The sequence below is a fragment of the Lysinibacillus sp. Bpr_S20 genome, from assembly GCF_023337835.1.
In the GTDB taxonomy this organism is placed as follows: domain Bacteria; phylum Bacillota; class Bacilli; order Bacillales_A; family Planococcaceae; genus Lysinibacillus.
In genome coordinates this window covers 116,949-134,573 of the sequence record NZ_JALNLQ010000005.1, presented here as the reverse complement: position 1 = coordinate 134,573, position 17,625 = coordinate 116,949, and the positions used below count along the sequence as shown (strand labels likewise).

17 protein-coding genes are annotated in these 17,625 nt (G+C 39.2%); all 17 read right to left on the bottom strand.

Going from position 1 to position 17,625, the window contains the following annotated elements:
• Complete coding sequence (locus MWJ95_RS14445) at nucleotides 1-3,180, bottom strand: hypothetical protein (RefSeq protein ID WP_249106279.1); 3,180 nt, start codon at nucleotides 3,178-3,180, stop codon at nucleotides 1-3.
• Nucleotides 3,181-3,350: 170 nt separating this feature from the next.
• The gene (locus tag MWJ95_RS14440) at nucleotides 3,351-3,836 is read right to left on the bottom strand and encodes a phage tail assembly chaperone (RefSeq protein ID WP_249106277.1); all 486 of its coding nucleotides are present in this window, start codon (nucleotides 3,834-3,836) and stop codon (nucleotides 3,351-3,353) included.
• Between the two features lie 59 nt (nucleotides 3,837-3,895).
• Entirely contained in the window at nucleotides 3,896-4,336 is a 441-nt protein-coding gene (locus tag MWJ95_RS14435) for an endoglucanase (RefSeq protein WP_249106274.1), read from the bottom strand.
• 409 nt (nucleotides 4,337-4,745) lie between these two features.
• On the bottom strand, nucleotides 4,746-5,633 hold the full coding sequence (locus MWJ95_RS14430) for a hypothetical protein (protein WP_249106271.1): 888 nt from the start codon (nucleotides 5,631-5,633) through the stop codon (nucleotides 4,746-4,748).
• Nucleotides 5,634-6,290: 657 nt separating this feature from the next.
• Nucleotides 6,291-7,691 (bottom strand): phage tail sheath subtilisin-like domain-containing protein, encoded by a 1,401-nt coding sequence (locus MWJ95_RS14425; RefSeq protein WP_249106269.1) that lies wholly within the window; start codon nucleotides 7,689-7,691, stop codon nucleotides 6,291-6,293.
• Nucleotides 7,692-7,694: 3 nt separating this feature from the next.
• Nucleotides 7,695-7,880 (bottom strand): YqzN/YkzM domain-containing protein, encoded by a 186-nt coding sequence (locus MWJ95_RS14420; RefSeq protein ID WP_249106267.1) that lies wholly within the window; start codon nucleotides 7,878-7,880, stop codon nucleotides 7,695-7,697.
• Nucleotides 7,877-8,722, bottom strand: a complete 846-nt coding sequence (locus MWJ95_RS14415; RefSeq protein WP_249106265.1) for a hypothetical protein — start codon at nucleotides 8,720-8,722, stop codon at nucleotides 7,877-7,879. Before MWJ95_RS14415 ends, MWJ95_RS14420 begins: the two co-directional genes overlap by 4 nt.
• Nucleotides 8,719-9,141, bottom strand: a complete 423-nt coding sequence (locus MWJ95_RS14410) for a hypothetical protein (protein ID WP_249106262.1) — start codon at nucleotides 9,139-9,141, stop codon at nucleotides 8,719-8,721. Before MWJ95_RS14410 ends, MWJ95_RS14415 begins: the two co-directional genes overlap by 4 nt.
• Complete coding sequence (locus MWJ95_RS14405; RefSeq protein ID WP_249106260.1) at nucleotides 9,141-9,521, bottom strand: hypothetical protein; 381 nt, start codon at nucleotides 9,519-9,521, stop codon at nucleotides 9,141-9,143. The genes MWJ95_RS14410 and MWJ95_RS14405 overlap by 1 nt, the downstream gene beginning before the upstream one ends.
• Nucleotides 9,521-9,874 carry a hypothetical protein gene (locus MWJ95_RS14400; protein WP_249106259.1) on the bottom strand — a complete coding sequence of 118 codons (354 nt, stop codon included), beginning with the start codon at nucleotides 9,872-9,874 and terminating at the stop codon, nucleotides 9,521-9,523. The genes MWJ95_RS14405 and MWJ95_RS14400 overlap by 1 nt, the downstream gene beginning before the upstream one ends.
• Nucleotides 9,875-9,887: 13 nt before the next feature.
• Nucleotides 9,888-10,946 (bottom strand): hypothetical protein, encoded by a 1,059-nt coding sequence (locus MWJ95_RS14395; protein ID WP_249106257.1) that lies wholly within the window; start codon nucleotides 10,944-10,946, stop codon nucleotides 9,888-9,890.
• Nucleotides 10,946-11,347 (bottom strand): DUF2190 family protein, encoded by a 402-nt coding sequence (locus tag MWJ95_RS14390; protein WP_249106254.1) that lies wholly within the window; start codon nucleotides 11,345-11,347, stop codon nucleotides 10,946-10,948. Before MWJ95_RS14390 ends, MWJ95_RS14395 begins: the two co-directional genes overlap by 1 nt.
• Before the next feature lie 13 nt (nucleotides 11,348-11,360).
• A complete protein-coding gene (locus MWJ95_RS14385; protein WP_249106253.1) occupies nucleotides 11,361-12,545 on the bottom strand; it encodes a hypothetical protein in 1,185 nt (394 codons plus the stop codon).
• Nucleotides 12,546-12,644: 99 nt separating this feature from the next.
• Nucleotides 12,645-13,607, bottom strand: a complete 963-nt coding sequence (locus MWJ95_RS14380; protein ID WP_249106251.1) for a structural protein — start codon at nucleotides 13,605-13,607, stop codon at nucleotides 12,645-12,647.
• Nucleotides 13,604-15,100, bottom strand: coding sequence for a phage portal protein (locus MWJ95_RS14375; protein ID WP_249106249.1), 1,497 nt, complete (start codon nucleotides 15,098-15,100; stop codon nucleotides 13,604-13,606). Before MWJ95_RS14375 ends, MWJ95_RS14380 begins: the two co-directional genes overlap by 4 nt.
• On the bottom strand, nucleotides 15,093-16,520 hold the full coding sequence (locus tag MWJ95_RS14370) for a DEAD/DEAH box helicase family protein (RefSeq protein ID WP_249106239.1): 1,428 nt from the start codon (nucleotides 16,518-16,520) through the stop codon (nucleotides 15,093-15,095). The genes MWJ95_RS14375 and MWJ95_RS14370 overlap by 8 nt, the downstream gene beginning before the upstream one ends.
• A complete protein-coding gene (locus tag MWJ95_RS14365) occupies nucleotides 16,513-17,463 on the bottom strand; it encodes a terminase small subunit (RefSeq protein WP_249106237.1) in 951 nt (316 codons plus the stop codon). Before MWJ95_RS14365 ends, MWJ95_RS14370 begins: the two co-directional genes overlap by 8 nt.
• Nucleotides 17,464-17,625: the final 162 nt, after the last annotated feature.

Here is a 17,625-nt window from a genome sequence, read left to right as displayed (position 1 = left end):
TCACCCCACCATCATATTTGAAGCGGCTTCCATTACTTTATTAGCTAATTTAACACCAATTTGATCTAAAATTTCATCTGATACATTACTTAAATCCACATGCCCGTTTTCGTTTGCTTGTACTGTTATTTGTACCTGCGGCAAAATATCACCAATACTTATAGATGCGCCATTATTACCTGTTGAAATGTCTCCGTATCCTTCAATAATGTTACCGCCTACCAAGCCACCATCAGCATACGGTTGTACTCCTAAAGCAGAAGCGGCTCTGTATAGTAACTCTCGACCACGCCCTCTACGACTTGGCGATAGTGGAATAATAGCTTCCGGTCCAGCTTCTCCGACTAATCCCATGTGTGGTCGATTAATTAAACCGCCATTTGCATACGGAACATAACCTCCACCACTTCGTACAGGTCCTAAACTTTTTTTAGGGCCTGCAGGTGCTGCAGAAGGTACAGACGGTACTGAAGGTAACGAAACATTATTAATTCTTGAACGTAAGCCATCGATGGCAGATTTTAAAGCATTGACTTTTTCTGATATACCACTGAAAGATGCTACAGAAGCGGATGCCTGAAGAGTGCTAATAATTAATACAGACATGCCAGCATTCAGTAGGAAGCCCTTTGGTGCGAGTGGAGTGTATGCGCTACTCACATATGAAGCAGACTGCATTAATGTCATAGTCATTAAATCCATAGAAGTCCCTAACATTAAACCCCTTATTTGCAATGGCGCAAAGGTGCTTTTTAAGCTTCCAGTGACTTCACTACTTGATTGAACCAAATTATCAAAGTTTGTTTTAAAAGATTTTATACTCGTATTAACTTCTGCAAATGACGTTAATATGTTATATACGCTTTGATGTAATGCATTTCCCGAATCCTCTAATTGTTTAGCTAAAGCTTGAGCTTTCTGTTCAATTAGTGCATTGCTGCCGGTACTTTGAGTGCTTGTTGAAGGCGTATATTTTGTTGTTGATGCCGGAGATTGTGAAGTAACTGCTGTATTATTTGCTTTAGATGTAGTTTCTGCTGCAGAAGCGGTTTTGCTGCTAAACAAACCACTAATTTTACCTGTAAGCCAATTGGCAAATTTTTCGCCTCCAATTGCACCACCAATACCTCCTCCAACACCACCAATAACTGATCCCGCAAGTGTACCACCAGGTCCTAAAAACGAACCAAGTGCAGCTCCACCGCCAGCACCTAATTTTGCACCGGCCCATCCTCCAGCGGCACTACCAGCAACACCGCTCCACGAAGAACCGGAGCTTAATCCATCAGCAATAGAGAGTGCAGCGCCAAGAACCGGAATACGTTTAGCCCATTTACTTACGCCTTTTGGCATCTTAAAATCCTTTATTGTATCCATAAATGATTTAGATTTGGTTTTGTCTTTTGTATAACTTGTGGATTTTGTCTTACCTTCATTTGAAGGATATTTATTTTGTGATTTTTGTTTAGTTTGTTCGGAATAGCTACCACCAGTTGGTTTAGTACTTGTTGTTTCTTTTGTTTTTGGAGTATCTTTGGTTTTCGGACTTCGAAATTTATCCCAGAGGTTTTTACTACCACCCCATAAATTTTTCATACCTTTAAAACCCGAAATAAAAGGTTTTAAGACTTTCATTGCACCCCAACCTGCTAATAATGATGCACCACCAAACTTTAATAAGGACCCTCCTGTCTCTTTACTAAATAACCCATTCTCTTCTCTATTTTTCCAGATGTCACCCCATAGGGTACTTAATATTCCGACTCCTTCTTTTAATGCAACACCCATACCTTTTAAAATTGCTTTAGCCATTAAAGTACCAGTATCAATCATCAACTGTTCCCCAGAAGAGTCCCACCAACCACCAATAGCTGGAGCAGCCTCCGTATCCCACCAGTTTTTAAAATATGACTGGGTATCTTTAGCAACAATTTTAATCTTGGCACCTACTGTTAAATCTTTATTTTCAGCAGAATTAAATACGTCACTTAAATAATTAAACAGTCCCTCACCTTTCGAAAATGCGAATTCAGAAAACTCCTTACCAGCCTGACTTACAGTCTTTTTCCATCCGCCCCATGTTTCTTGGTTATTTTCAAGCCATTGGTTGATTTTATCAAGGCGAGGCTTCATAGGTTCAAGGAACCCTGTTCCCATAGCACGAAGCAAAGAGCCTCTGTATCCTTGCAATGTCGCTATGATACCTGATGCAGTCTTAGATAATTTCCCAGCACCACCCTCATACTGTTTAGCTAACTCTTTCATCACACCTTCGAATCCGACTTTATCAAATTCTTTTTTACTCATTTTCAAACCGAATTCAACCAGTCTGGCCATTTCACCCATTTTTGCGTCAGCTAATGCTTCCATGGCATCTTCTACTGTTTTACCTGGTGTTAATGCTGCCATGTCGGCGGAGATTTTTAGTAATTCTTTAGACTTTTTAATATCACCATTTGAAATACCAACTCCACGTGTTAAAGCCGGGAATAACTCTGGAGAACTAAATGGCGTAGTATCAGCATATTGCCCCATCCATTTTGTTAACTCCTTGGCTTGTTTGACATTGCCACCAAGCCAGTGACTCATAGCAACCTCATATTCTTCCCATCGCATAGCCGCTCCGAGTGTGGCTTCACCGAGCTTTTGGACTCCTACATATGACAAAGCAATAGTAACCACAGCAGGAATACTTGTAATAGATCTTCTGATGCCACCTAAAACTCTTGTAGCCCTGTCGATAGCGCCAATTGTGAATGTAATTGCCCTAGCATTACGAAGGTTATTCATTTTGCTTTGAACATAACCAATAGTTCTTGACGCACTATCCCTAACACCTATTTCAATCATTTGTTTACGTCGTCCAATACGTTGCATTACATTCGCTTTGTCTTGTATGCTTTTTTCAGCACGGGCCATCTGTTTATCAACATTCGCACTTACTTTAGAGACTTCCTTACTTGCTGCTGAAGAAGCAGATTGCACTTTTTTTACTTCTCTTTCTAAACTAGAAGCACTTTTTTTCGCACTTTCAAAGTCACTGATACCTTTTATTTTCACATCTTTTCCAAGTTGCTTTTGAAGAGCCAAGATAGCTTTTTCAGCTTTTTGAATCTCCTCAGTATAGTTATCTTCAACTGTGATAGGTATCTCAATTCGATATACTTCTGTACTAGACATTCAATCCACCTACTTTTTATTTAAAATTTCTGCTCGTTTTCTTGCTATCTCGTATTCTTTATTTAAAGCATAGGTCATCGACTCATAACAAAAACGCTGTATATTCTTTGGTTTACTTAATATTTCGTCAGGTGTCTTTCCTGTCCGTTGAAAAATCTCATGCAGGAGGGTTATTCTTCCTCCTGCTCCGATGAGTTTTTTAACATGTCCTCCGCTTCAAGCATATAACCTGAAATTTCATCAATCACTTGTACTACTGCTGATTTTTCACCTGCACGAAGTACCTTTTCAACTAGATGTGTGCCAGTTAATGAACCTGTTGCGTCCCAATATTTTTTGTTATCCCATAAACGAGCTCTATCTTCCTTTTTAGTCGCTTCATAGATCAACATTGCACGCATTTTAGGATAATCAGTTTCTACAGGAACCTTGATTCCAGCTTTATTATTTTTAAATTTCGTTGCTTTGTCCTGAATTTCATCGTATTTTTCTTCCGAAACTGGTTGTACATTAAAAGTAAACAAAGCTTTTCCTTTTCTCGAAATGACAATTTCTCTTGTTTCCTCTTTGTTGTCCTCATAAGCGCGCAATAATCCATCAATGATGGCAGGTTCCATTTCTAATAGTTCCTCTTTGTCTAAGTTCTTATCATTCATTTTTCATTCGCTCCATTTCATTTGGTAATAGAAAAAGGCGCTTGTTCAGCGCCATTTAATTATTTTTTGTGCGATCGTAAAACACCTGTAAAATTCAAGTCAGGTAACTGTTCTCCCTTTTTAAATCCGTTTAATATTTTTATTAAAAGCATGTCATTGACTACCGTTTCTTTAAGTGTAAGTGTAAAAGAATAGCCAGTTGTAATACCCCAGATTACCCACTGAGTAGCAGCTTGATAGTCAGCTGTTTCAAAGGACATCTGGGCTTGCCATTCATTAACTGCAGCTAAAAAATTACCATCTTCGTCGTACAATTCACCATCGACCCCATGTAGGATATTCCGTGGATCAAACTCGCCGGAATCTAATTCCTCTTGTAATTCTGGCGGCATGTTAATACGAAATGACCAATCACGTTGTAAAATTTCCCCTGGCGCTACATTCGCTATATCAATTGTGTCTGTCGGAATACACCGACGAAATACATAACGTCCATCCATCTATAAAACCTCCTAAAAGTTTAAAAAGCCGCCTTTTAGGCGACTCTCTTTTTAAAATTTATTTCATTGTCCAAATTAAAAGAAACCACCTCATATGAGATGGTTACCTCTTTCTAGCTATTCAACTAAAGCACCCCGTTAGTTTAATAAGAACAGCGACGCTTCTTCAACAATCGCGCCCGATTGTTGAAGAACGAATATTAAATCTTAGTACGATATAGACTCGACATTTAATTACATACAGTTCTCCATAACGAATATAAGCGCAGTTTTCATACTCAGTTTTATATTAAATTAATCTTCCCCTTTAATGAAAACAAGCGCTAATCCTAATTACAAAATATTACTAATAGGGGTAGCACCATGTGTATTTTTAGTCAATTCCAATTAAGTAATTCAACCAAAAATTCTATTCTATATTTTTTTTAGCTGCGTAATCACCATAAAAGTAAGTGTCCCAAAAATCACCATATTTAGGAGTGGCAATTATTGTATATTCCCCATTTTCGTCAACTTCAAACAAAACTACACTATTATGTTCCCATCCCACAAAATGTTTTGAGTCATCTACGAGCATATAGATGCTGTATATTCCCTTTTCTAATACTTCACTTTTTTTGAAGTCATCAATTAATTCTTTGGCGTTTGGAATAGTGTGTTTATTTTCATTTATGTCAAACTCAAATTGGAAATTTACCACACCTATTTTCGATGCATACCTTCCATACCTGTCATCACCAATATTATTTCTTGGGTCGCTTGGTACCAATGTAGGTAAAAGTTTAATAGTATCTATCTTTTGTGTCATTTTAAAATCGTCAAGTAGCTCTTGATAATTACCTACACCTATCTCAATATTGTCGTAGGGAAATATTGAAACAGGTCCATTTCTTACTGGTTCATATTCATTAGGGTATTTCACTAAACCATATTTTGTTACTAGCTGTTCAACTACTTGAACTACCTTTGGATGTTGCTCAATATATGCACCCTTGAATTGTGAAAGGTAAATATCGTCAGGACTGCCCTTTCCTATAACCTTCAATGTATCTCTATCAATCATTAGATACGGATAAGCACGATATGGCTCTTTCATTTCTATATATGTTTCATGGTCAATACTTGCAAACCAGTTATTACTTGCCTGAATAACAGAAAACTCACCTTGTATTCCATAGTTTGTTTCTAAATATTCTTGTATTGGTTGATTCAGATCATCTTTAGAGAAACATCCACTAAGAATTAGGATTGATGTACTTGCTAAGATAACTTGAATCAATCTTTTAATACTCTTCATTTCCTAAACTCCATTCCCTAAATTTTGATAATATTATAACATTTTCCGTTAAACTAAGCTGCCATGTTGGCATAAGTACATTTCTTCACAATCTTAACGAAACAATTAATAAAGTCACTCCATAATCTGGCCCGATTGTTGAACAACACTCTTCAACTAAACTGCACCGTTAGCCATCCATGAAGTGCAAAATAAGCACTTCACCACAGAAAATGAAAGATGATTAGGTTCTTTCATGGGAGTTGAAAAAGAAAAAGGTGGGATTGCTGTGGAATCCCATCTTTAAGTAAAGCACCCCGTTAGTTTAAGTGCAATTCTTCACAAATTCGCTCCATTATTTTAATAAAACAACTCCCCAGTAAAGAAAACTCATAGAAAGAAAAACAAACGCAAATGTAGTTATTGCTTTTGGTAATTTACGATAAAAGTATATTAATGCTAAGCCTAATAGTATGTGAATGGAAACAAAAAGAATAAGACTCATTTACCTCACCTCTTACCAAAATTGTACCATTGTCTAAAATGGAAAATAACCCCCAATTCACTAACCTGCACCGTTAGCCATCCATGAAGCGCAAAAATAAGCACTTCACCACAGAAAATGAAAGATGGTTAAGTTCTTTCATGGGAGTTGAATAAGAATCCGTTCCGCAACACTTAATATTTGAATCCAAATGCAAGATAAGCCTTTTCAAGTCCATCTAAGTCAACTAAATTGTCGAATGTAAACCATGCTGAATCACCTTGTGGCGGTGTTTTTGGATCAACTACCATTGCTCCTGATTCCAAACCACCATCTTCAATCATTTGATTTATTTCACCATTTGCTAATGTAATAACATGCTGACGTCCATCAGCATTGTTGTCTACATTATTAGACATAGCTTTATCCACTTTGCGAACGATACGATCAATTAACTCATAACGAGTTCGCATTCGGCGAATTTTCTTCCATCCTTCATCCTCATCCTCGCCAATAGAAACGAGTGTGTTAATACCATAATCAATTTGTGGAATGCCATCTGTGTTAAGGGAAAATACCATTAATCCATTATTGGCCGCTTCATCATATTGATTAGCTGTTAACTCTCCAATAACTTCAATCCCACCATTGATTGTATTTTTGGTAAGACTAGATTTATAGGACCCGGAAATCATCATACCCATAACTCGTGCAGCTGCTAGAGCACCTTTTAACATTCGAGTTGTAGTACGAACAGCGTTGCCAATATAGACGATAGCGAAATCATTAAATGCCTTAGCTTTTTGGATACGAGTATTAAAATCATCTTCTAAATCATTTGCAAATACCGCTGACGTACGATAACCCTCTTGAATGCGGCGGCGGATAAACGCTTGAGCAGACGCTTGTAATGCTGTATTTTCAGTATCTAAAATTAATGAATCGAAGAATTTTGTTTCCAGAAGCGGCATAGCTGATGTATAATCCTCAGCTGTAACTGTTGGATCACTTCCGCCAGTCAATGGTTGGCTCACAACAGAAGGTAATTCACCATCATTTACTTTTTTTACATCTAAATAAGCACTCCTAGCAAGCACCTCTGTTAATGCGAGCGCTTCATTGTCACCGGCTTCATAGCTATAACTCTCTAGCTGTCTACCTTCCTCCGTTATAATGATTTCACGCTTTGAAGGGTCCAACGCATCTCGTAGTGTTACTTCAAATTTTCGTGAAGTTGGATATTTTGTTGTTAATTCAACATTCCCGGCAGATGATTCTGAAATTGCGAGTTTCCCTTTTTCCCCTCCATTACCAACACGTACAGTATGCATAAATACCGCTCCACCTAAAAACGCTTCTTCTAACAATTCAGCAGCAAGACCAGAGCCGATTAATTTCTTTAATGTGGCCGGATCATTGTCTGATGCCTCAATCGTTTGAACTGTTTCAAGCGGCCCCCAATTTGATTTAACAAGTGCTGCTCCTACACCAAGTGGTCGAGCATAGCTTTTATAACCACCGGCATTGTACCAACGCACGTAAACATTCGGACGAGCTTTTTGCTCACCGAGTTTAAACATTGCTCCAATTCCCATGTATTACACCTTCTGTCCTTTAAATTTTTTAATAGCAGCCTTTACCTGAGCACGTGTTAATTTGTCACCTTCAACAAGAGTTAATGCACCTGCTAAAAATTCAGCCGATACCTCAAACACACTTGAAGCTGCTATGATTTCCTCACGACTGTACTCTTGTTCAGGTACTTTTTTTGTTTGCGTTGTCATTTATGCACCGCTCCTTTCGCCTTATCGCTATCATTCGCATATACATGACGTAGCGGGTTTCGTGATTTTTCTTTTAAAATTCCATATCTAACTGACAATTGAATTTGACCTTGCTTAAAAGGATCATAACCGTCATTTACTGAAACACTTTCAAAGTTCATTGGAGATTTATCTGACATGTAGGCTCTGTTATCTAATAAGAGTTGACGAGCTACCATTTCAGCTACTTGCTTCCGTTTAGCAACATTTGGATTGATTACATGCCCTTTGAGCGTTGCAGTAATCCAAGTGCCCCACACTGTCGGTTCCGTAGCTGTTACTGCTTCCTGACGCCAATATAATGCCGGACGCTCATCTGACGGCTTCCATGTTGCTGGATTGGTTTGTAAATCAGCGAATTTCATGCTTGAATAGACGGTCATAGTTGTAACTGGATCTGGTTCGATTGCTTTATGAACAAGCCAAGATAACGAATGAACCCGGAAGCTTAATCCTCTAGTAAGCGCATCCCATTCCTCGTCTACAATGTCCTCTGTAGAGCCAACAAATTCGATATAGAATGGTTTGCCATCCACATCAAAACGTTTTTTATCAATAACCTTATTAACTTCTTTTGCAAGAGTGTCAACTGCTTGGAATGTCGTCCGCTTCACATAGGGCCATACCTCAAAATCCATTGAAAAATCCGCAAACTTTTCTGTTTCAGTCTGCGGACCTTCTCGAAGTACCAGGCATGGTTTTTGCATTTCGGGTCCAGCCGCTGACGGCTCCCATACCTCACCTTTAACAGTCGTAACGCCATTAACAAGCAAGTCATACAAAGCCCCACGTACTGTCGTCATGATTCCCAATACCTCCTGATAGCATTTTCAATTTCTGATTTATTCTTTTTCGCTGTGTTTTCAAGCACTGGATTTGCTTTTATACCTTTAACAGATTTAGCGAAAATTACGTTACCACCAATTTGAAACCTCAGCGCCTTTTTATTTTTAGGTGTGATAGGTCGCTTATTTGGACCGTATATACCTGTACCTAGTTCGTGATACATACCAACCTTAGAGCCATGAGCAATATATACTGTTGTTCCTTTGTCAGTTTTATCAGCTCCACCATGGATAGCTGCACGAGTTGCACCTGTACGGTCAGTCCAACTTGCAGTTGATTTAGCTTCTGATTCTAGCTTTTTACCTAAATGCTCACCAAGTACATGCAAACCAGCAACTTTTCTATCCAACTTTTCTTTAAATGTATGAAGCGGCATTATATCACCCTTTCCAGTTCACCTTGGTATCCTACAATCTCGCCATTTATTTTCTGCGGATAAATGGTTTTTACAAGGTATCTAATACCATCAACCTCAAATTCATCTTTAACAGTCGTACTTGCTTGTATATCCGCTTCAAAATCAGCCAATATACCGAAATACGTGTCTGTTTGCTTCTCTCCGGCCAATGTTGTGACTACTTGTGGGCTAGATGAACCTGAGTTAAAAATACGAACAACAAAAGGGCCTACATCAATGTTTTGTTCATCAATGTAGCCCTGCGCTTTTTTCTTTATTATTCTGTTAATAGTAACGGTTGTGGGGTTTTGCTCAATGCTCCATTTTGTATGCTTTCGTCGCATTTCTACAAAGTTCACTACATCACATCCGGAGCACTACATTTTAATAAAAAACTAGGTTGTTGTTCTTCCGCTTCTTCCGCAAGATCTTTATACTTTTGAGCCATCCTCAATGCATGTGATAACCTGTCTTGCAACTTTGTTAATTCATACTTTTCATTACCTGCCGAATAACCCTCGATGTCACCTTCAAGTAGACCTGCCTTTATGGTCCACCCTTCAGAAGCGGCATAGTAAATACTTTCAGACTCTCGTAAAATATCATCCAATTCGGCGTTTAGAAAAACCGCATCCTTATCTGTTCCACCTGTGGGAATTCTGTCATTAATCATTTTCCGAAGTCGTTCACGTAAAGCTATTGTCGGCTCCATCTACCTCACCGCCTTATTGACCAGGTAACGTAATTTCTTGGACATTTTCCTCAACCGCAGCAAATACTCCACGCCATACGTCGCCTACTACTTGAGAATCAACTAAACGAGTTAAATCGCCCATTGTAGCATTAATTTGCAAACCTTGTTTGACTAATTCTTTAAACCCGCGTTTCGGACGAATTAAATAAACTTTGCCTTCCGGAACACCATCATAAACGTGTGTTTTTTTAGATACTTGCGCTTCCCATCCATCGTAATAAATGATGTCACTAATACCCGTTGTTGCTCCATATGGTGTTGCTTGTAGTGTCATACTACCTAAAGCATCTTGAATGTCCTCTTTATTAGCGGAGTTTGCAAGTAATACTGTACCCGGTCGTTTCGCAGTTCGAGAATCTTTTAAAGCTTTTCGTAAAGTAGCTCGTAGAGACAAGATATAGTGTGCATCCGTTGCAGTGCCATCACTTCCATCTGGTTTAATATATACAGGAGCGGTTTTATTGGCTGCTTTATAGCCATATTTAATAATTGGTGCTAAATGTAAGTGATTTAATAATGCATTATGCGCTTCTCCGAAAGCTTTATTAAGCAGTTCGAAATTGAATGTTTGATTAAATATATCCATTTCTTTTGTATATTCAAAACCAGCAGAAAAACCTTTTATTCGTGCAATTGGACCTTGTTCCGCTTGTAGGCTTCCGAATTTTACTTCTTCACCTTCTAAATGTTCAAAGAATACAACTGATCCATACTGTGCCCATTTAGCGTCAAACTCTTTCGGGAAATTAGGATCTGATAATGTTTCATAAATAGGTCTATACAGCACAGGCACTTCCTCGCGGCCCAATTCTACATCAAGAACTACCTTTTGCAGCAATTCTTTGCGAGACGTTTCAGATGTCATCATTTCACCGATTGGCTTCGATAACTCATAAGTTTCCATTTCACCGTTTACAATTTTTTTCGGGACTTCTGCTTGTTGCCCATTAATTAAAAAAGGAACCACCGCTTCGTGTGTTCCTTGTCGTCGTTGTTCTTTTAATGTGTCTATTGAATGTACTCTTGCCATTATGCATTGCCTCCTTGTGGTGCTAAGATGAACCAAATAACACCTTTAGCATCTTTGCCTTGTGTAACTGTACCCGCAAAGCGAGCTGTATCGCTTTTTGTTTCAGTGAATTTACCTTCATCAAAATAAATCTTTGTGCCAAGTTCAAATGATTGTGTTTTCTCAATCTGATCCGATTCATATTCAGCTTGTTCAATATTTAAAACTACCTCGGATGTTTCACCGGTTAGCGTTTTAACTGATTGCATAGCAGAACCGAAGAAACCACCTATTTCATAAAAAAGACCAGCTTCAATAGTTGTCTTTTCAGGTACTGGAACTTTAACACTTTTCCCATCACTAACTTTCGCTCGATAAGCATTATAAACTTTACTTGGTACTGGTTGACCTGTGTATGGCATTTAAATTACCTCCTTATAGCGCTGTACGCTTTGTTTTTAATCCCTGTGGTGTATTTTTGTTACCGCCCCCGTTACCTACTCCAGCGGGCTTGTCGGTGTGATAAGAACTGATGATGTTTTTTACTGCTCCATCATTTAAAAACGAATCCATCTCTCCGGCGATTTGATCTTTCGTCATATCAGCTGTAATAGAGTTTGAATGATACGACCATAGCTTTCCAATCGGCGTTTCTACATTCGACATATCTTTTCGAACATTCTCAGATTGAATTTTTGTTTCCATCATTTCACCAATAATCTTTTCTATTCCGGCATTCCCTTGTTGCTCTAATGCCTTCGCCGCTTCATTAGCAATTGCTACAACATCCATTTCGCCAGAAACCCTAAGTGCTTCTTCAACTTTTTTCAGTTTGTCAGCTGATGTAGTGATATTTTTAACCCACTCAGCATCAATATCTGATGCAACTTGTTCTGGTTTCCAACCCATTTCACCAGCAATCATCGGTACAGTAATTTGTTTGTTGCCAAGCATCTTTTTTAACTCGGCCAATACTTCTTCTGGATTCATTGTTTTTCCTCCCTTTTTATCTTCCATTTCACCTGTTGGCCCTTCGCCTTCTAAGTCCCACATTTCACCAGACATTGCCACAATTCGAGTGTTCATACCCGCTCGATCTAAAGGCGTCCAGTCAATTGACATCGGCTCATAACCGACTACATTGGTTGCTCCCGCTACTCTTTGCAACTTGGGAATGCCAAAAATGCTAACTTGACGAATACGTTTTGATCTAATCCATCGTTTCAAATCATTTGCCGCAGCATCTACAACGCCACGAAAATAAGCAATCTCTCCTACCATTTTTGCCCCTACCCAATGGGTAACAGGTGGTAAGAATTGATTGCTTACGTCCTCAGCCTTCTGGTGGCCGAGAAAACCATTTAATGTTTGTGTGTTAACTGCATCAACAATATTCTTTAAAGATTCGGCGGTATAGTTCCAGCCCCGTTTTGATTTAGAAGCGGGTATTTCAACGACAACCTCAAGTGGGTCGTCATCTCCTTTTTTTAATTCATTCAAATCAACTCCAGGTGCAGTTGAAACATCTTCTATTCTCATTTCCCCGGCAATATTGCCAAACAATTGAAAAATCTTGTTTTTCTCTTGTGCCATTTCACCACATATCATTGAGTATTGCATATGCTCACCCCCTCTCGATAAGAAGCTTTACCCACTTCTGACAATCGAGTAATTTTTGCTGTAACTTTAACTGTTCTTCGATAAAGATAACTTCCGTCACTACAACGCCCCCACTTTATAATGTTGTTGGTACCATTTTTCAATGTCTGGCTGTGACATTGGATTATTGGTCCATTCAATCAGTCGATCCACAAAGGATTCTGTATCCTCTAACTCCGGTGTAAGTTGACACATACAATTAGGATGTGCAGGATAGTCGGGCATTTCATCAAAGCTATAAACACCCGCCCCCATACCGTTGTCATTTGATGCATTTTCTTGACACTTTTTGCATGCAGTGTTTGAGTTTGATGTGGACCATTTCATACCTTTTACCGATGGTAAGACCTCAGCAGACATTTTAGAGCTTACACCATATGCACCCATGATTTCAGTCCTTGCAAGGCGTAACGCTTCATATGACAGGTCATCTGGTACCATGTGTCCAATCCGCTCCATCATGTTAGGATATTCACTTACCAAAGTGCCGGCACCCTTTTTAACATACTGCTGCATACGTTTAGCGACCTCAATAGGATGCTCACCTTTTTGCACTCCATCTACGGCAATTTTGCCTAAGATATTGTTTATTCGCTTACTATGACCCCATATCCGCTCAGATAAATTAAGCCCTTTTATTCGTCGCCGCTCTATCTCGTCAACAGCTCGTTCACTAATACGGAAAAACGAACTGATAATTGGTTTAACATCAATATTCGCTTTATTTAACAATCGTAAGGTGATTTCACGTGACTGATGTATACCGGCATTGACTCCAACAATAGCAGAAGCGGAAAACACCGCTTTTAACTCTTTTTCAGTGATTGCAGTATTCTCAGCAATAATTGCGTCAATCAGCTCTGGAATAGCATAATAGCGCCCCTCTGCTTCCAACTGCTTAATTTTCTCAATCAATCTATCTAGTGAGCGCAAAACAATAGCGCGTACCTCGGCATCTTGCTTCAATACGTGCTCTATGATTAACTTTCTTGATTCAAGTTTTAGCTTTTCAAATTCATTCATGCTGCACCACTACTGATTTTCTTAGTTAGCTCCAAGAGCTCTTTTTCAAGCTCGGCAGAATCAGGCATCTTTGTCTTGGCGATTAACGATTTGAGAATGCGTTCCCTCTCACCTTCGCCCTCTTCCTCCTCATACTTGCACATTGTATCAACAAATTTAGATAGGAAGTTTACAGCTGATTCATCTGAAATAACATTAACTTCAAGAGCCGCTTTCATTGCATTAACAACATTAAGTAATTCTTCGCTGATTTCTTTCGATGTTCGCGGGTCAATGTTTGTCCACTTTAGATCAGTTGAATAAGTACCTATTGCAGTGTTTTCTGATTGTGCAGTCATTGCTAATACAATTCGCGCAAGTCTCTTCCAACTGTCAGCAAAATGCTCACGTTTACGCTCAATGGAGCGGATTAAGATTGGCATTTGCTCTTTTACTGAAGAAAGGCTAGACGGTGTGTGTACACCAAACACAAATTCCGGTGTTTCAGAAGTATCGACGATACAGTAAAAGAGGAATTTAAGTAACTCTTTAGCGTCACCGATTGCTGATTTAACCTCTATAAACTCCGCTTCATCCTCTGAAGCTAATAAAAGCAATTCATGTCCATCTAGCTTTATAGTACCTCCATCCTTAGCAAATTTAACTGGATCTGTAACACCGAAGTTATTCTTTAAAAACGTTGTAACTTCCTTGATTTTAAGCTTCAAACGTGGTGTGCTGTGCATTTTAGAACCTTGCATAGCGTGCAACATAACATCGTGATAAGCCTTTAAAAATGGTTCGATTGGTTCTATATCTGACTGGCCGAATAAACTTTCATCACCTTCATTTTTAAAGTGAACAATCGGAATAAAATCCCACGGTGTTGGTTCTGTACCTGGTGTGACATCCGGAGGATTATCACCATCAATTTCGATAATGCGTTCTCCCTTACGGATCCGTTGTGTGATAGTTGCTTTTTTCTTGTCACCGCGTTCATCCTCCCACTCATGAGAAGAAACTAACTTGTATTCATAAATTGCACCTGTTAAAGGATGGCGTAATATATCCTTTACCTGTCCTGGAGGGATAATGTTATAAACTAGCCGAGTTGATTGTTCTGGATAAAGGGCTGCATCCTCCTCTTCTTCTCGAGTAATCCATACAAAACAGTCTCCATCTCGTAATGAATCCCGCTCAGTTCGTTGAATGTTTGAAATGTTATTTTTGAAGAAAACATCTAATATTTCTTGAGCATCTTTATCCACTACTCTAAATTGCGGCACACCCATGAAACTTACTGTATTGTTAATAATGGACTTTGCAAACCCGGCACCTAACTTGTAATCGTCATTTGTGTTGTAATAAAGTTGTTTTGCCATTTCGTAGTCAACACGACTGCTGTCCAGCTTATATCCGCTTCCTGTTGATCCAATGGATATTCCGAAGCGGCCCATAACGTTATCACGTAACTTTGACATTTCTCCTACTGCCTTGTTCCACCAATTAGCCATATACTCTACCTCCTCTCAACAAGCTTGCAATATCATCATCTAACGGCTCTTGACCTGTTTTAGCAAACGCTAAGACAAGTGCATCGGCACGGTCAGGCGACCTTAAACCGCGTTTTTTCATTTCGTCTTTACTTTCAAGTGCTATACGCCCTTTGGATGATACTCTATATTTTCTAGTTGATAACTGTCCGACTAGATCATCATCGTTAGGAATTTGAATGTCACCATCATGAAGTAAATCACGTATAGTAGCCCATGCTTCAGAACCCCAGTTTTCGTAGTTTTCAGGTTCATCAGCTCGACCACCGTTGTGACAGTCAATAACAGTGATATGAAGTCCCTCTTCCATCACTATTTCACGCAATCGGTCAGTAACGCCTCCACCTACGCCATCATCGTCTATTTTAATAACACATGATGGACGTCCATATTTACGCATAGATTCTTTCGCAAGTCGTAACACCTGTCCTGCTGTCGTCATGGTATCTTGCTTCGAATATCGCTCAAATAAAGGAACGAAGTTCCCTATACGAGGCACAATAGTTGTTTCATCATCACCATAACGAGCGACGTCAACACCTATTTCAAGCGATGCCTCTTCTGGTATTATTCGCTCACCATGTTCATTTACATAAACTTCTCGCATAGTTGCCGCTTCTACTTTTTCGAGGTGTATAAATGTATCCGGTTCAGATTTCGGGAACTCTCCGTAAACACGAACACGAACAACATCACTGTCCTGTCCATATTTACGAATAAGGCGCTCTATGTTGTCTTTACTAGCTCTAGAGGAGTCATAGCTCGATACTTTATGTGTCTTGTAATCAGCCCTGTCACGATGATGAGAATCATAAAAAACCCCACTCGTACGAGTCGGGTTCCCACACATCAATAATTTATTTTCAGCACCGGAGAGCGTACCAAGAATAGCCTCCATGATGTTATCCGCTACTCCTGACGCTTCATCAACCACAAACAGCATGTAATCCTCATGGAAACCTTGCATATTCTCAGGTTTTGTAGCTGTACGAGCTGTCGCAAACCAACGTTCCTCATTGCCAATCATGTAGACTTTTGTCTTGGTCCATTTGAGAAAGTTTTTAACAAGTGTACCTTCAAGCCATTTTGCAATTTCAGCCCACAACACATCATTTAACTGTTGCCTAGTAGGAGCGGTACATATCACCTTTGGATTTGGACGACAGCAAAGGTACCAAATGACAGTTACCGCTTCAAGACCAGTTTTCCCTACCCCTTGACCGGAGCGGACACTTACAAAAGGATTATGGGCTAAATCACTTAAAACATCACGCTGCCATTTGTCAGGATAAAACTCTAATATATCCTCCGCAAAAGCCACTGGATCATCCCAGTAAACATCTATAAGGTTAACAAGTACATTGTAAGGCTTGTTACTCATGGGCCTTCACCTTACGTCTTTCAGCAACTTTGCCAAGGGCAGTCACCCAATCCTCTGAAGCTTGATTTTTGTTGCCACCATCGATGTTTTCGATTTCGACTTTTGTCTTATCGATATTAAGCTTGGCTTGCTCATTCTGTAATTGCTTACGTATTTTCTCATCTAACACATCTGTATATTTCACCAACATAGCAAGTGCAGCCATTTTGTCTGCAAGTTTGATACTTACACCATCTTTACCTCTTTTTACTTCGGTAATTATTGTGCCATCAATTTCATCACTTGATTTGAAATTCACGAATGGAAATGGATAAGTAACTGGATTACCTTCTGTATCAAGAATAATCTTGTTATTTTCGTCTCGTTCTTCTCTAATGCTTGTTCCAAACTCAACGAAATCTGTTATGTCTGCAAAAGCAATGTCGATGTACTTTTGAAGTACAGTTCTAGCATCTAGCATTATGCCATTCGCGAGCTCAGCTTTGAGTCTGTCGATTTCGACTCTAACCTTATCATTTCTTAGCAAGCGACTGCCGTTAGACATTGCAGAAGCATAGTCACAGCCATACACTTTTTGGTAGGCTTTTGTGGCATTCCAGTACTTTGTGTAGTATATACAAAAAAGCAACTGTTGGCTGTTCAAACCGTCACTTGGTACGATTTCAAACTGTACAGTTGCCTTTGTTTCCGCTCCCGGTTGAACTTTGCTCCGCTTCGTTTTCTTTTTTGCGGAACGTTCCGTATTATTTGCCTCTTTCTTTCGGAACGTTCCGTTTGATTCTTCTTCTAACCTATCATCCCAACGATCTTTATTTTTCCATCCTCTGACTGTACCCTCTGCTACACCTAATTGCTCGGCAATATCCTTTAATTTAATATTACCATTTGCAACTTTATACAGCTCATAGGCTTCGTTCCGTTTTGGATCTCTTGCTCTAGCCATAGCTCATAGCCACCACCTCCACAAAGATCTAATTAATTTTCCCCTTCAAAATTTTCTATTTTTATAATAAAAACAATTTAGAATAGTTCATAGTCCTTAGATCAAAGATTTGCTGAATACTTTCTTTATATTCAACCTTACAACGAACACTCTTGCGCTTGC

Coding starts and splice junctions, on each gene's coding strand:
- MWJ95_RS14445 (WP_249106279.1), bottom strand. CDS start 3,180: ATGTCTAGTACAGAAGTATATCGAATTGAGATACCTATCACAGTTGAA.
- MWJ95_RS14410 (WP_249106262.1), bottom strand. CDS start 9,141: ATGCCGCTTCATACATTTAAAGAAAAGTTGGATAGAAAAGTTGCTGGT.
- MWJ95_RS14385 (WP_249106253.1), bottom strand. CDS start 12,545: ATGCAATACTCAATGATATGTGGTGAAATGGCACAAGAGAAAAACAAG.
- MWJ95_RS14400 (WP_249106259.1), bottom strand. CDS start 9,874: ATGGAGCCGACAATAGCTTTACGTGAACGACTTCGGAAAATGATTAAT.
- MWJ95_RS14430 (WP_249106271.1), bottom strand. CDS start 5,633: ATGAAGAGTATTAAAAGATTGATTCAAGTTATCTTAGCAAGTACATCA.
- MWJ95_RS14440 (WP_249106277.1), bottom strand. CDS start 3,836: ATGAATGATAAGAACTTAGACAAAGAGGAACTATTAGAAATGGAACCT.
- MWJ95_RS14375 (WP_249106249.1), bottom strand. CDS start 15,100: ATGGCTAATTGGTGGAACAAGGCAGTAGGAGAAATGTCAAAGTTACGT.
- MWJ95_RS14435 (WP_249106274.1), bottom strand. CDS start 4,336: ATGGATGGACGTTATGTATTTCGTCGGTGTATTCCGACAGACACAATT.
- MWJ95_RS14390 (WP_249106254.1), bottom strand. CDS start 11,347: ATGCCATACACAGGTCAACCAGTACCAAGTAAAGTTTATAATGCTTAT.
- MWJ95_RS14395 (WP_249106257.1), bottom strand. CDS start 10,946: ATGGCAAGAGTACATTCAATAGACACATTAAAAGAACAACGACGACAA.
- MWJ95_RS14425 (WP_249106269.1), bottom strand. CDS start 7,691: ATGGGAATTGGAGCAATGTTTAAACTCGGTGAGCAAAAAGCTCGTCCG.
- MWJ95_RS14420 (WP_249106267.1), bottom strand. CDS start 7,880: ATGACAACGCAAACAAAAAAAGTACCTGAACAAGAGTACAGTCGTGAG.
- MWJ95_RS14370 (WP_249106239.1), bottom strand. CDS start 16,520: ATGAGTAACAAGCCTTACAATGTACTTGTTAACCTTATAGATGTTTAC.
- MWJ95_RS14365 (WP_249106237.1), bottom strand. CDS start 17,463: ATGGCTAGAGCAAGAGATCCAAAACGGAACGAAGCCTATGAGCTGTAT.
- MWJ95_RS14380 (WP_249106251.1), bottom strand. CDS start 13,607: ATGAATGAATTTGAAAAGCTAAAACTTGAATCAAGAAAGTTAATCATA.
- MWJ95_RS14415 (WP_249106265.1), bottom strand. CDS start 8,722: ATGACGACAGTACGTGGGGCTTTGTATGACTTGCTTGTTAATGGCGTT.